Source organism: Cupriavidus sp. R6-3 (assembly GCF_059772245.1).
The window spans coordinates 47,950-61,125 of record NZ_JCBAJO010000009.1 but is presented as its reverse complement, the minus strand read 5'-3'; the positions used below and the strand labels follow the sequence as shown (position 1 = coordinate 61,125).

Annotated in this window: 11 protein-coding genes; 7 read left to right on the top strand and 4 right to left on the bottom strand. The window is 67.5% G+C overall.

The annotated features are described in order from the left end of the window. The first annotated feature begins 95 nt into the window (after positions 1-95). The 4 genes from AC6EI8_RS03640 to AC6EI8_RS03625 all read left to right on the top strand — a co-directional run bounded on the left by AC6EI8_RS03640 (position 96) and on the right by AC6EI8_RS03625 (position 5,958). Complete coding sequence (locus AC6EI8_RS03640; protein WP_498381288.1) at positions 96-2,990, top strand: M16 family metallopeptidase; 2,895 nt, start codon at positions 96-98, stop codon at positions 2,988-2,990. 149 nt (positions 2,991-3,139) lie between these two features. Continuing rightward, on the top strand, positions 3,140-3,871 hold the full coding sequence (locus AC6EI8_RS03635; RefSeq protein WP_422650825.1) for a glutathione peroxidase: 732 nt from the start codon (positions 3,140-3,142) through the stop codon (positions 3,869-3,871). Between the two features lie 177 nt (positions 3,872-4,048). Then, positions 4,049-5,449 (top strand): dihydrolipoyl dehydrogenase, encoded by a 1,401-nt coding sequence (locus AC6EI8_RS03630; protein ID WP_498381287.1) that lies wholly within the window; start codon positions 4,049-4,051, stop codon positions 5,447-5,449. 206 nt (positions 5,450-5,655) lie between these two features. Continuing rightward, positions 5,656-5,958, top strand: coding sequence for an H-NS histone family protein (locus tag AC6EI8_RS03625; protein ID WP_149316543.1), 303 nt, complete (start codon positions 5,656-5,658; stop codon positions 5,956-5,958). 271 nt (positions 5,959-6,229) lie between these two features. Here AC6EI8_RS03625 and AC6EI8_RS03620 read toward each other — a convergent pair whose 3' ends face one another. Further along, positions 6,230-6,568: a DUF2917 domain-containing protein gene (locus tag AC6EI8_RS03620; protein WP_498381286.1), complete on the bottom strand. Its 339-nt coding sequence runs from the start codon at positions 6,566-6,568 to the stop codon at positions 6,230-6,232. A 247-nt stretch (positions 6,569-6,815) separates the two neighbouring features. Between AC6EI8_RS03620 and AC6EI8_RS03615 the strand changes: the two genes are divergently transcribed. After that, complete coding sequence (locus tag AC6EI8_RS03615; protein ID WP_498381285.1) at positions 6,816-7,736, top strand: LysR substrate-binding domain-containing protein; 921 nt, start codon at positions 6,816-6,818, stop codon at positions 7,734-7,736. A 92-nt stretch (positions 7,737-7,828) separates the two neighbouring features. On the opposite strand, the gene AC6EI8_RS03610 is transcribed toward AC6EI8_RS03615, so the two are convergent. Together AC6EI8_RS03610 and AC6EI8_RS03605 are read right to left on the bottom strand one after the other, a co-directional pair. After that, entirely contained in the window at positions 7,829-8,905 is a 1,077-nt protein-coding gene (locus AC6EI8_RS03610; protein WP_498381284.1) for a porin, read from the bottom strand. Positions 8,906-9,294: 389 nt separating this feature from the next. Beyond that, positions 9,295-10,218: a LysR family transcriptional regulator gene (locus AC6EI8_RS03605; RefSeq protein ID WP_498381283.1), complete on the bottom strand. Its 924-nt coding sequence runs from the start codon at positions 10,216-10,218 to the stop codon at positions 9,295-9,297. 200 nt (positions 10,219-10,418) lie between these two features. Between AC6EI8_RS03605 and AC6EI8_RS03600 the strand changes: the two genes are divergently transcribed. Beyond that, positions 10,419-10,844, top strand: coding sequence for an OsmC family protein (locus tag AC6EI8_RS03600; protein ID WP_149316384.1), 426 nt, complete (start codon positions 10,419-10,421; stop codon positions 10,842-10,844). A gap of 143 nt (positions 10,845-10,987) precedes the next feature. Then, a complete protein-coding gene (locus AC6EI8_RS03595; protein ID WP_149316383.1) occupies positions 10,988-11,725 on the top strand; it encodes a BON domain-containing protein in 738 nt (245 codons plus the stop codon). Between the two features lie 93 nt (positions 11,726-11,818). Here AC6EI8_RS03595 and AC6EI8_RS03590 read toward each other — a convergent pair whose 3' ends face one another. Further along, positions 11,819-12,964: a GlxA family transcriptional regulator gene (locus tag AC6EI8_RS03590; protein WP_498381294.1), complete on the bottom strand. Its 1,146-nt coding sequence runs from the start codon at positions 12,962-12,964 to the stop codon at positions 11,819-11,821. Positions 12,965-13,176: the final 212 nt, after the last annotated feature.

Here is a 13,176-nt window from a genome sequence, read left to right as displayed (position 1 = left end):
ATGCGCGCCGCGGAAGGGGCACCCGAAGGCGGGCACCCGAAGGTGGGCACCCAAAGGCGCGTCCACCTGTCTGTCTGATCCACCACGGAGATCCCATGCGTTGCAGCGCTGCCGGCCCGGTCCTGTCCGCCATCCCGATCAGGGTCCTTGGCGCCGTCCTGAGCGCCGTGCTTACCGCGGGACTTGGCGCCGCGTTCTGCGGCCCTGGCGTGGCGCATGCCGCGCCTGCGTCGGTGGAACCGGCGGGCGTGCCGCCGCCCGCATCAGCCGGCGAGGCGGCGCCGGCGTTGCCCACGCCGGTCGCCACCGCCGAAGGCATCTCCGAGTACCGCCTGCCCAACGGACTGCGCGTGCTGCTCGCCCCGGATGCGGCGGAGCCGACCACCACGATCAACATCACCTACCTGGTCGGCAGCCGGCACGAAAGCTACGGCGAAAGCGGCATGGCCCACCTGCTCGAGCATCTGCTGTTCAAGGGCACGCCGAGCGTTCCCGATGGCGCGATCGGCCGGCAGATGGCGAGCCGGGGGATGCAGTTCAACGGCACCACCGCGCACGATCGCACCAATTACTTCGCTACCTTTGCCGCCAGCGAGGAAAACCTGGACTGGCTGCTGCGCATGGAAGCGGACCGCATGGTCAACAGCACGATCTCGCGCAGCGCGCTCGACAGCGAGATGACGGTGGTGCGCAACGAGCTGGAGCGCGGGGAAAACAGCCCGACTGGCGTGCTGCTTCGCCAATTGGCGGCCAGCGCCTACCACTGGCACAACTACGGCAAGGCGCCGATCGGCGCGCGCAGCGATATCGAGCACGTGGGCATCGATGCGCTGCAGGCCTTCTATCGTCGTTACTACCAGCCCGACAACGCGGTGCTGGTGATCACCGGGCAATTCGATCCGGCCCGCACGCTGGCCAGCGTGAGCCGCTATTTCGGCGCGATCCCCAGGCCCAACCGCGTGCTGACGGAACAGTACACCGTCGAGCCGCCGCAGGAAGGGCCACGCGAAATCCTGCTGCAGCGGCCCGGCGATATCCAGGTCGTGGCCGCGCAATACCACATTGGCCCGGGCGCGCATCCGGATACCGCCGCGATGACGCTGCTGGTCGATATCCTGACCGCGATACCGGGAGGCCGGCTGTATCGCGGACTGGTCGAGCAGAAGAAGGCCGCGTCGCAAACGGGCTTTCTGCGAGCGTTGAAGCAGCCGGGCAGCGTGGTGTTCCTCGCGCAGGTCGGCAAGGCGCAATCGCTGGAGCCGGCGCGCACCGGACTGCTTGAGCTGGTGGAAGGCATCGCGGCCCAGCCGATCACGCAGGAGGAACTCGACCGCGCGCAGCGTCGCGCGCGCAACGGCTACGAACGCATGCTGAACGATCCGGCCAGCTACGGCGTGGCGCTGTCGGAAGCCATCGCCAAGGGCGATTGGCGGCTGATGCTGGCTGCGCGGGATCAGATCGAGCGGGTAACGGTCGACGACGTCAATCGCGTCGCCCGCCACTATCTGCAGCGCACCAATCGCACGCTGGGCCAGTTCATTCCGGTCGACGTGCCGAGCTACGTCGCGATTCCGCCGGCGCCGGACCTGGCCGAGCTGACGCGCGGCTATCGCGGCAAGCCCGGCAACGCGCCGGTCGCACCGTTCGCGCCGACCCCCGCCAATATCGAGGCGCATACGCTGCGCGCGACGCTGCCGAACGGCATGGTCATGGCGATGCTGCCCAAGCCCACGCGCGGTGCGCGCGTGCACGGCCAACTGGTGCTGCGCTTGGGCGATGTCGACAGCCTGCGCGGCCTGGACGCGGTGGGCACGCTGACCGCCGGCATGCTGATGCGCGGCGCCGGCGGACGCGATCGGCAGCAGCTGATCGATGCCTTCGAGTCGCTGAGGACGACGGTCGGGGTTTCGGGCGACGCCGAACGCGTGACCGTCAGCTTCCAGGCGCCGCGCGAACATCTGCCGCAGGTCCTGACGCTGCTGCGCGATGTGCTGCGCGAACCGACCCTGCCCGCCGCGGAATTCGAGGTGCTGCGCACCACTGCGGTCGCCGGCATCCAGAGCCAGGTACGGCAGCCCGAGGCGCTTGCTCCGGTCGTGCTGGGCCGGCACGGCAATCCCTATCCGAAGGGCGACCCGCGCTATGTGCCCACGCTGGAGGAATCGATCGCCGAGCTGCGGGCGGTCCAGCTCGAGCAACTGCGCGACTTCCATCGGCGCTTCTACGGCGCCAGCCATGCGCAGTTCGCGCTGGTGGGCGACTTCGATGCCGAAGCCGCCCGGCAGCAGGTGCAGGCGCTGTTCGGCGACTGGAGCGCGCCGATGCCGTTCGCCCGCGTCGAGCGCGATTTCCTGCCGCTGCATCCGGCCAGCCTGGCCGTGCCGACGCCGCACAAGGCCAATGCCAGTTTCATCGCCGCGCTGCCGATCGGCATGACGATGGACCATCCCGACTATGCGGCGCTGGCGATCGCCAACCGGATCTTCGGCGGCAGCTCGATGAAGAGCCGGCTGGCCGACCGGCTGCGCCAGCAGGAGGGCATCAGCTATGGCGCCACCAGCTACCTGCGGATCGGCGCGCTGGATACCGCCGGCCGCTTCGGCATCCAGGCCTCCTTTGCCCCGCAGAACCTGCCCCGGCTCAAGGCCGGCGTGCAGCGGGAGCTGCGGCGCTTCCTGCGCGAGGGCGTGACGGAGGAAGAACTGGCCGAGGCCAGGAGCGGACTGCGGCAGCAGGGGGTGGTCACCCGCAGCCGCGACGAGGCGCTGGTCTCGATGCTGGCCTATCAGCTGTTCGTCGGCCAGACCATGGCGTTCACCGAAGAGCTGGAGCGCCGCATCGACCAGACTACGGTCGAGCAGGTCAATGCGGCGATCCGGCGCTATCTGGACCCGGACCGCTTTGTCGAGGTCTATGCCGGTGCCTGGCCCGACGCAGGCGGGGCCGGGGACCCCGGCAAGGCGGCAGCCACGCCTGAAGGCGGCCAATAGCTATACCTAATGACAACGGTTTAAATGATAAATTGTACAAATGGAGGGGGCGTCGCCAGAATGGGGCCTTCGCTGCGACACATAACCACGCAGCACAAAGAATCTCACCCCGGAAACCCGAACCTACTACCCAACCAGGAGCGATCCCAATGCTGCAATCCCGTGAAGGCCAACGCGTCCCCAATGTCACGTTCCGCGTCCGCGAGAACAATGAATGGAAGAACCTGAACACCGCGGAGCTGTTCGACAACAAGACCGTCGTGGTCTTCTCGCTGCCCGGCGCGTTCACCCCGACCTGTTCGTCGACCCACCTGCCGCGCTACAACGAACTGGCGCCCGTTTTCGCCAAACACGGCGTCGACGCGATCCTGTGCGTCTCGGTCAATGACACCTTCGTGATGAACGAGTGGGCCAAGGACCAGGAATCCGAGAACATCGTGATGATTCCCGACGGCAACGGCGAATTTACCGACGGCATGGGCATGCTGGTGGACAAGACCGACCTCGGCTTCGGCAAGCGCAGCTGGCGCTATTCGATGCTGGTCAAGAACGGTGTGGTCGACAAGATGTTCATCGAGCCGGAAGAGCCGGGCGACCCGTTCAAGGTCTCCGACGCCGACACGATGCTCGCCTACGTCGCCCCGGACGCCAAAAAGCCGGACCAGGTCGTGGTGTTCTCGAAGGAAGGCTGCCCGTTCTGCGCCAAGGCGAAGCAACTGCTGGCGGACAACGGCTACCAGTACATCGACGTGCCGCTGGAACACAAGATCCGCGGCAAGGTGCTCGGCGCGGTGTCCGGCACGATGACCGCCCCGCAGGTGTTCATCAACGGCAAGCTGATCGGCGGCGCCGAGCAGGTCGAGCAGTATCTGGCCGCCTGATCGCTCGCAGCGCCTTTATCCCCCGATTCCACTGATTGTTCCGTGGCGCGGTCCGGCAGTCGCCGGACCCGATGGCGGCGTGCCGCCCTCGGGTCCGTGGATTGAACCGCCCCGAATACTTCGAACATCCCGAATAGCTCCAATTCACCCATCGTCTCTCCGAACAGGAATTTCGCCATGCAAACCATCGTCACCGACATCGCCGTGATCGGCGCAGGCACCGCCGGCCTTGCGGCCTATCGCGCCGCCAAGGCCGCCGGCAAGCGGGCCGTGATCATCGAAGGCGGGGAATACGGCACCACCTGCGCGCGCGTCGGCTGCATGCCGTCGAAGCTGTTGATCGCGGCGGCCGAGGCCGCGCACGAGCTGCGCCATACCGCGCCGTTCGGGGTCCATGTCGATGGACAGATCCGCATCGATGGCCGCGAGGTGATGGACCGCGTGCGGCGCGAGCGCGATCGCTTCGTCGGCTTCGTGGTCCGTGGCGTCGACAATATTCCCGAGCAGGACCGTCTGCGCGGCCATGCCCGCTTCATCGACAACACGGTGCTGCAGGTCGGCGACGATGCCGACGGCACCGTGGTTCGCGCCGGCCGCGTGGTCATTGCCACCGGCTCGAGCCCGGCCGTGCCGCAGCCCTTCCGCGTGTTCGGCGACCGGCTGGTGGTCAACGACGACGTCTTCGACTGGCAGGACCTGCCGCGCCGCGTGGCCGTGTTCGGCCCCGGCGTGATCGGCCTCGAACTGGGCCAGGCGCTGTCGCGGCTCGGCGTGCATGTGCGCGTGTTCGGCGTGCGCGGGGGCGTCGGTCCGCTGACCGACCCGGCGATTCGCGCCTATGCCGCCCAGGCCTTCCAGCAGGAGTTCTATCTGGACCCGGATGCCAAGGTCACGGACATGGCGCGCGAAGGCGACGAGGCGGTGATCTCGTTCATCGACCGCGACGGCAATGCGGTCACCGAGCGCTTCGACTATGTGCTGGCCGCCACCGGCCGCCAGCCCAACGTGCGCAATCTGGGCCTGGAAAACACCGGGCTGGAGCTGGACGAGCGCGGCGTGCCCGTGTTCGACCCGGCCACGCTGCAATGCGGCTCGGCGCCGGTCTTCATCGCCGGCGACGCCAACGATGTCCTGCCGCTGCTGCACGAGGCCGCCGACGAGGGCAAGAGCGCCGGCGAGAATGCCGCCGCCTGGCCGCAGGTCTCGCCGGTGCCGCGCCGTGCGCCGATCGCGGTGGTGTTCGCCGATCCGCAACTGGCCATGGTCGGCCAGCGTTATGCCGACTTGCCGGCCGACAGCTTCGTCACCGGCGAGGTCAGCTTCGAGGACCAGGGGCGCAGCCGCGTGATGCTGAAGAATCGCGGGCTGATGCATGTCTATGCCGACAAGGCGAGCGGGCGTTTTCTCGGTGCGGAATGGATCGGGCCACGCGCCGAACATATCGCCCATCTGCTGGCATGGGCCTATCAGCAGCAATTGACCGTCGATCAGATGCTGGCGATGCCGTTCTATCACCCCGTGATCGAAGAAGGATTGCGCGCCGCGTTGCGCGACGCACAGGCCCGGCTGCGCGCCTGAGCCGGTTAAATGCCGCCGTGGCGGCGTTCCTTGCCATTGCCGTTATGCGGCTTGCCGCGCATCCCCGCCTCGACATTGCGGGGGTGCGCATTATTATGTAATTGCCGAATATTGTGATTCTGTCTTATTGGATTACATTTTTTATAGTGACGCGCACATAACCGTGAGCTAGCATAACGGCACCCTACAACTGGCAAGGAATGACGATGGCGACTTACAAACAATTACTGGCAGAAAAGGAAAAACTCGAAGCGCAACTTGAGGAAGCCAGGCAAACCGAAGTGGCGACGGTGATCGCCCAGATCCAGCAGCTGATGGAGGATTACGGTTTGACGGCCGAGGATCTGGCACCGCGCCGCCGTGGCCGTCCTCGCAAATCGGCGGGACGCTCGGGTACGCCGGCGCCGGCCAAATACCGCGATCCCAAGACCGGCAAGACCTGGTCCGGCCGCGGCCGCGCACCGGCATGGCTGGGCAAGAATCGCGATCGCTTCCTGATCGCCGAGTAAGGTCGTGCGTGTAAGTCCGGGCGTGTAAGGTCGTGCGTTATTGCATTTCGCGAACGGTAATGCGTCGAATCGCAATATCCGACGCGGCCGATGTCCTGCCAGGGGATGCGATTTGCCGCCGGCCCGCCTGCGATTCTGTGCGATAGCCGATCCACGGGCGCCAGCATACCCATTGGTCTTTTGCGGGAATTCCCGCGTTTTGCACCGGTTCCGCCAAGTCTGCTTGCAAGAAGACATTGCGACAAGACAATGTGCAAGACATTGACGGCACTCAATTAAGTCTTTTCTTACAATCGAGCCGATCCTCCGTATTGCGCCGGGTCAACGCAATACGGGCCGGCCGCCGCCGAATTGCCGAAACGATAACGGTAACGGTGCGCCGCGCATCGAAACGCTCCCCGCACGCCAATACGATATCCTGCGCCGCTTCGGCGCGATCCTCCGATTCGCAGGTCAGCCATACCGCGCCTTGCAGGCAAACGACGGTGTATCCTTGGCCGATCACCAGCCGAAGCGGTTCGGTGCCAATGCGGCCAATGCGGCCAATTAGACCAATCCTGCCGATCCGGTCGGTCCCATCCATTCCGTCGAGTTCAGCCAATGCATGCATGGCAGTCTCCTGGCGTGCCCCGCATCGAGAAAGGGCGCCTTGTCATTGTGGCCACCCGCCTGATTCGCTGGCCGGATGTTTCGTCATCCCCGGTATTCCGGCGGATCATGGCCACCGCCGATGACAACGCCATCGGGGCCATATCCCTATCGGCTTCGGTCCGCGCCTGTGTCCACGCCTCTGTCCGGGCATTTGTGCCGGCCTCTGTCCGCGCATTTGGTCGCGCGTTTTTCCGCATCAGCCCGCCATGACGCCAATCAGCCAGGCCGCTTCCCAGGCCCTGCGCGCGATGTCGCTCGATGCGCTGCGCGGATTCGACAGCGCGGCGCGGCATTTGAGCTTTACCGCCGCAGCCGACGAGTTGTGCCTGACGCAGTCGGCCATCAGCAAGCAGATCAAGAGCCTGGAGGACGCGCTTGGCGTGCCGCTGTTCCTGCGCGGGGCCAAGGGCTTGTCGCTGACGCCCGAGGGACGCCTGCTGCAGCAGGCCGCCAGGGAGGCCATCGAACAGCTGGCCGGCACCGTCGAGCGCCTGATCGCACCGGAGCGCAGCGCGATCTCCGTCACCACCACCCCGTCATTTGCCTCGCTTTGGCTGGTGCCACGCCTGGCGCGGTTCCAGGCGGAGGCGCCGGAGATCGACGTGCGCATCGACGCCTCGGAGGCAATCGCCAATCTGGACAGGGATGGCTTCGACCTGGCGATCCGGCTGAGCCAGCCGGGGCAGGCCCCCACCGCGCTGCTGCGCGAACGGCTGATGCTGGTGGCGGCGCCGCAGGTCGCCGCGCGCATTCATCGGGCGGACGACATCCGTGCCGCGACGCTGCTGGTCTATCACGATCCGAATGCGCGCTTTGGCTGGATGTCGTGGGGCGAGTGGTATCGCCGCCTGGGCCTGACGCCGGTGGCCAGCCAGCCGTGCCTGTATTTCTCGCGCTACGAGCACGTCGTCGCCGCGGCCGCGGAAGGCGCGGGCGTGGCGATCGGCCGCACGCCGCTGATCCTGCCGCTGCTCGCCCGCGGCGAGCTGCAGGTGGTACTGCCGGATGCCGGAATCGACGGCATGGAATACCAGGTCGTGACCGCGGACCATGCACAGGCACGGCCCGCGGTGCACCGTTTCGAGGCCTGGTTGACGCGCGAACTGACGCGCGACGTCACCGGTTGACCAGAGGCGCCGCGCGCTCCCAGGCCGACACCGAGGACACCGGCGACACCGGCGACACCGGCGACACCGGCGACACCGGCGACACCGGGCGATCAGAAGCGATGGCGCACGCCGACCCCGTAGTTGTTGCCGTGGGACAGGCCGCCGACCTTGTCGTAGTAATAGGCGACATAGACGTCGGTGCGCTTTGACAGGTTGTAGTCGTAGGCCACCGCCGCGGTGTTGCGCTCGACGTCGGCGACCTCGTTCTTGACCTTGCCGTAGGCATACGACAGCCGCAGGCTGCCCGCGCCGATCGGCACCGAAGCGCCGATCTGCCCGTTCGTGTGCTTGATGTCGCCGGTCGCGCTGTCGATATCGGATCGGATGTGCTGGCCCTGCGCGAACAGCTTGACCACCTTGAAGTCGTAGCTCAGGCCGGCCTGTACGGCGTTCTGCTTGCGAAAGCCCACCATCGCGGCCGGCGAGGTCACGTCGCCCGGCGTGTTGTGGAACTTGACCTGCTGGAAGGCGACGGTCGCGGCAAACGGGCCGTTGAAGTACAGCACGTTGCCGCCCCACTTGTTCTTGCCGTTGTCGCCGGCCTGCTCGCCGAAGGCGTAGATCGCGTTGAAGCTGAGCCCGCCGAACTTCGGCGACGAATAGACCAGCGAATTGCTCCAGCCCGAATCGCCGACGATGCCCGGATCGTAGACCGTGCCGCCATTGCTGCTGACATAGGTGTGGAAGATGGTCGGCGAGAAGTGGTACGAATCGACCAGCGGATTGAACAGGATCGTCGACAGGAAATAGGGCGTGGTATTGCGCCCGAGCCGGAGAGTGCCGGCCCTGTCGCTCTGCAGCCCGACGTAGGCGCTGCGCGTGAACATGCCGTCAGCATCGAAGCGGCCCGCGCGGCCGCCGTCGGCGCGATAGAAGCCGTTCAGGTCGAAGATCGCCTTCAGGCCGTTGCCCAGGTCCTCGGTGCCCTTGATGCCCCAGTAGGAGGTCTGCATGCCGCCGGCGCCCAGCACATAGGCGCGATCGCCGCCGACCGCCTTGTTGCTGCCGACGTAGGTGTCGACCTGCCCGTATAGCGTCACGCTGGACTGCGCCAGCACGCCCCCGCTTGCCAATGCCGCCATGGCGGCCGCCAGCGCGCGCGCCGGCCCGGATTTCGTTGTTGTCATGCAAACCTCCATCGTTGACCCTGATTTCTCTCGTGCTTCGTTGTGATGTTTTTGTCGTGACGTCGCCGTGATCGTGCGCGTCGGCCCCGCTCGGCTGGCTCGGCCGTAGGACGGGGCGTTCGGATCAGTGTGCGGAAATCGGGCGGGACCGACCACCATCATTTTTCGCGCGACGCGAGCGCAAAATGTGTGCGGTGCCGGGGCAAGGACGGTGCAGCCGGATCGGCGCGCAGAGCCGACGCCGGGCGCTTCGCGGCTACCGAGGCTACGCGGTTACCGAGTGCCAAATGAACGGCCAATGAGCGGCCAATGGGCAGCCACCAATGAGCGGCCAATGAGCGGCCAATGAGCGGTCACCGAGGGGCTGTCGAGCGGATACCGGCCGGCCACTACGCGACCAACGTCAACGGCGGGTGCAGCGCCCCGATGGCGGTCTTCAGATGTTCGGCGAATGCGGCCGCGGCCGGCGGCAACGCGCGGCCCTTGCGCGTGGCCAGCACCAGCCGGCCCAGCGCCAGTTCCGGATCGCTCAGCGGCACCGCGGTCAGCGTGCCCTGCCGCGTTTCGCGCAGCGTGCCGGCATGGAACTGGAAGCAGATCGCATCGGTCTGCCGGACGAAACCCTTCAGCGTCTCGACCGTGGTCGCCTCGAGCATCACCGACAGATGCAGCCGATTGCGCGCGGCAATGGCCTCGATCAGCCGGCGGCTGGCAAAGTTGACCGGACCGAGGGCGACCGGAAACGCCGCGCAGTCGGCCAGCCGCAGCGTGCGCCGGGCCGCGAGCGGATGGTCCGGCCGCATCATCGCGCAGAACGGCTGCGGCGCGGCCGCCAGCTCCTGCAGCAGCGGACTGGCAGGCGGATCGTGCGCGAGCAGCAGGTCGGCGTCGTCCTGCTTCAGCGCATCCATCAGGGCATCGGTGCCGCCGATCGCCACATGGAATTGCACGCCGCGATGGCGCGCCTGATAGCGGCCGATCGCATCGGGCAGGAAATCGGTTGCCACCGACTCCGCCGACGCGATCCGCACCGAGCCGCGCACCAGCCCGCGCAGTTGCGCCATCTGCGCCGCGGCCGCGTCCAGGTCGGCCAGGCTGCGCCGGATCGTGGCCACCAGGACCTCGCCGGCCGACGTCAGGCGCACGCCGCGCGGCAGCCGCTCGAACAGCGGCGTGCCGATCTGCTGTTCCACCTCGAGAATCTTGCGGTTCAGCGCGGTGGATGCGACATGCAGCTGTTCGGCCGCCTTGCGGATCGAGCCGCAGCGGGCCACGGTGTCGAGGTACAGATAGACGCGGGGAGGGTGAAGCATCGGCTCGGGGCAGCAGGAATCGGAACGATCACTGCTAGCAAGGATCGTGCGCACCCTGTGCGCCCGGCGGACCACACGGCGATTGGGGCCCTGCGCTGGCCGATCGTCCGTTCGCGTCCTATTGTGGGACGTGGTTGGGTCGGTCCGGACGGTGCGCGGCCGGCCCTTGATCTGTAACAACTTCGACGGAGCGCATGGCTATGCAGAAGACTGGATCGGCAAGATGGCAAGGCGGCATCAAGGACGGCGGCGGCACGATCTCGACCCAGAGCGGCGTGCTCAAGGATGCGCCATACGGCTTCAAGGCGCGCTTCGAGGGCGGCCCCGGCACCAACCCCGAGGAACTGATCGGCGCCGCGCATGCCGGCTGCTTTTCGATGGCCCTGTCGCTGATCCTCGGCGAGGCGGGCATGGTGCCGGACAGCATCGACACCAAGGCCACCGTGACGCTGGAGAAGGAAGGCGGCGGCTTCAGTATCACGGCCATCCATCTCGACGTGGCGGTGCGCATCCCCGGCGCGGACCAGGCCGCCTTCGACAAGTGCGCGCAGACCGCCAAGGAGAACTGCCCGGTGTCCAAGCTGATGAAGGCGCCGATCACGATGAATGCCACCCTGAATGCCTGAGGCCGGGTCCGCCGCCGTGCCGCGCCAACATGGCCCGGCGGCGAGATTCGCGGGAACCGGGCGCGAAACGCGCTTTCTATAATGGACAGGGCGCAGCGCCCCGCCATCCGGCGCTGCTGCCCGCCACCTCAGGAGGCAACATCATGCAGAGCAGCGAAGCGGTGCTCACGCAGGCCCGCGCGGCGCTGGCCAATCTGCCGTTCCACGGCCAGCATCTCCATCCCACCATCAATCTGCGCCTGTCCGACGGCGCTCTGATCCTCGAGGGCGACGTGCCGGATATCGTCGCCAAGACGCGGGCCGCGGCCCGGATGCGCAAGATCGACGGCGTATCGTGCGTGATCGACCATCTACGCGTGGCCAACGGCGCCGCGCCCGCAGGCGATGGCGAGCTGCGCAATGCCGTCTGCCAGCGACTGCTGCAGGCGGTGGATTTCCGCAGTTGCAAGATTTGCGTGCATGCCAAGGGCCGGCTGGAAACGCTGCGCGAGGCGGTCGGCGAGCGCAGCGGCTGGATCGAGGTCAATACCGTCGATGGCATCGTGACCCTGCGCGGACAGGTGATCAGCCTTTCCCATATGCGCCTGGCCGGCGTGCTGGCCTGGTGGTCGCCCGGCTGCCAGTGCGTGGTCAATGAGCTGGAGATCGCGCCGGCCGAGCGCGACAACGACGAAGAGATCACCGAGGCGCTGCGCCTGGTGCTCGAGTCGGACCCGCTGGTCAATGCGGACCAGATCGTCATCCGCACCGAAAACCGCGTGGTCACGCTGGAGGGCTATGCGGGCGAGGGCGCGCGCCGCCAGGCCGAACGCGATGCCTGGTATCTGCACGGCGTCGAGGACGTGGTCAACCGGATCGAGCGCCGGCCCGACGCCGTCTGACGTCCGAACGCGCGAGAAGCGCTGCCGAAGGGTTTGTGCTGTTTCTCGCCCCGGGCCCTGGCCCCCGCCCCCGGGCCCCGGGGCCCCGGTCCTTCAGGCCGCGGCGCCTTCGCGCAGCGCGTCCTCCACGCGCCAATAGCGGCGCCGCGCCCGCAGCGCGTAGCGGGCGCGATAGTGCGACATCGACATCCCCGTCGCGCGCTGGAACAGCCGCCGGAAGGTCGCCGCATCGCTGTAGCCGCACGCTTCGGCGATCGCCTGCGTGCCGTGCAGCGATACCTCCAGCAGCGTCTTCGCGCGTTCGATCCGCAGCGCATGCAGATAGGCCAGCGGCGTCGCGCCGGTGACCTGGCGGAAATGCCGCAGCAAGGTCCGCTCGCTGACCGCGGCGGCGCGCGCCACTTCGGCCAGCCGGTATGGCGCGCCGATATGGTCCTGCAGCCAGCGCTTGGCGCGGAACACCGGGCTGTCCGCCGTGGGCGTGAGCCAGCGCTGCGCCGTCAGCGCCGGTGTCAGCTGCTGGCGTTCTGCCTGCAACAGCAGCACGCGCGCGCTGGCCTGGGCCAGATCGGGATCGTGCAGATGGCCCAGCACGCGCAGCATGAATTCGGTCTGCAGAGCCGGCGCCACGCTGTGGAAGACGCGCCCGTGCACGCCCATCGGCTCGTCGTCCGTGAAGTCGCACAGCGGATAGCGGCGCGCCATCCAGCTTTGGTACAGCCACGGCGCGCTCACGCGGGCGCCGTCGAGCAGGCCGAGTTCGGCGGCATAGGCGATGCCGTTGAAGGACGCGGCGATCCAGCCGCCCCCCTGCGCATGCCGCTCCACCAGCCTGAGCACCGCGCGCTGCTGTTCGAACAGCTCGCCCAGATGCGGGGCGTTGCGGGCCATCACCCCGGGGATCACCAGCAGTGAATGCGCTTCGGCAGGCTGGGGAGGGGGTTCGACAGCGCGTTCGACGGCGCGCTTGTCCGCGCCCTTGTCCCCGCGCTTGTCCCCGCGCTTGTCCCCGCGCTTGTCCCCGCGCTCCGCCGGGCGCGAGCGCCGGCGCGCCCGGGCCAGCCCCGGTACCGGCATCGGCAGCGCGCGTCCCGTTTCCCCGATCACCTGCCAGCTGAGGCCGCAATCGCGGCCGGGGCGCTGCAATTGCGCGATGCCGCTGGCCGTGCGCAGCACGTCGAGCGCGGCAAACAGCGAGCCCGGCATGGCGTGGGGCAGCCACAGCAGCCGCACATGCAGCTCGGGCGCGGGGCGATCCGTCGCCGGCAGCAGGCCGAGTTCGGGGAAATCGTGTGCGGCAGCATCTTCGTCTTGGCAGGGCGGGCGGGACACGGACTTGGCGGGATCGGCATCGGAAATGGCGATATTGGTCCTCCCCTGTGCGACGGACAAGCCCTAGCATCCCGGATTGACTCCCGGCACAAGGCGGCCCTTGCCGCCACGACATTCCT

Bases quoted from the DNA above. Each gene is read 5' to 3' on its own strand.
- AC6EI8_RS03640 (WP_498381288.1), top strand. From the start codon at position 96: ATGCGTTGCAGCGCTGCCGGCCCGGTCCTGTCCGCCATCCCGATCAGG.
- AC6EI8_RS03635 (WP_422650825.1), top strand. From the start codon at position 3,140: ATGCTGCAATCCCGTGAAGGCCAACGCGTCCCCAATGTCACGTTCCGC.
- AC6EI8_RS03630 (WP_498381287.1), top strand. From the start codon at position 4,049: ATGCAAACCATCGTCACCGACATCGCCGTGATCGGCGCAGGCACCGCC.
- AC6EI8_RS03625 (WP_149316543.1), top strand. From the start codon at position 5,656: ATGGCGACTTACAAACAATTACTGGCAGAAAAGGAAAAACTCGAAGCG.
- AC6EI8_RS03620 (WP_498381286.1), bottom strand. From the start codon at position 6,568: ATGCATGCATTGGCTGAACTCGACGGAATGGATGGGACCGACCGGATC.
- AC6EI8_RS03615 (WP_498381285.1), top strand. From the start codon at position 6,816: ATGACGCCAATCAGCCAGGCCGCTTCCCAGGCCCTGCGCGCGATGTCG.
- AC6EI8_RS03610 (WP_498381284.1), bottom strand. From the start codon at position 8,905: ATGACAACAACGAAATCCGGGCCGGCGCGCGCGCTGGCGGCCGCCATG.
- AC6EI8_RS03605 (WP_498381283.1), bottom strand. From the start codon at position 10,218: ATGCTTCACCCTCCCCGCGTCTATCTGTACCTCGACACCGTGGCCCGC.
- AC6EI8_RS03600 (WP_149316384.1), top strand. From the start codon at position 10,419: ATGCAGAAGACTGGATCGGCAAGATGGCAAGGCGGCATCAAGGACGGC.
- AC6EI8_RS03595 (WP_149316383.1), top strand. From the start codon at position 10,988: ATGCAGAGCAGCGAAGCGGTGCTCACGCAGGCCCGCGCGGCGCTGGCC.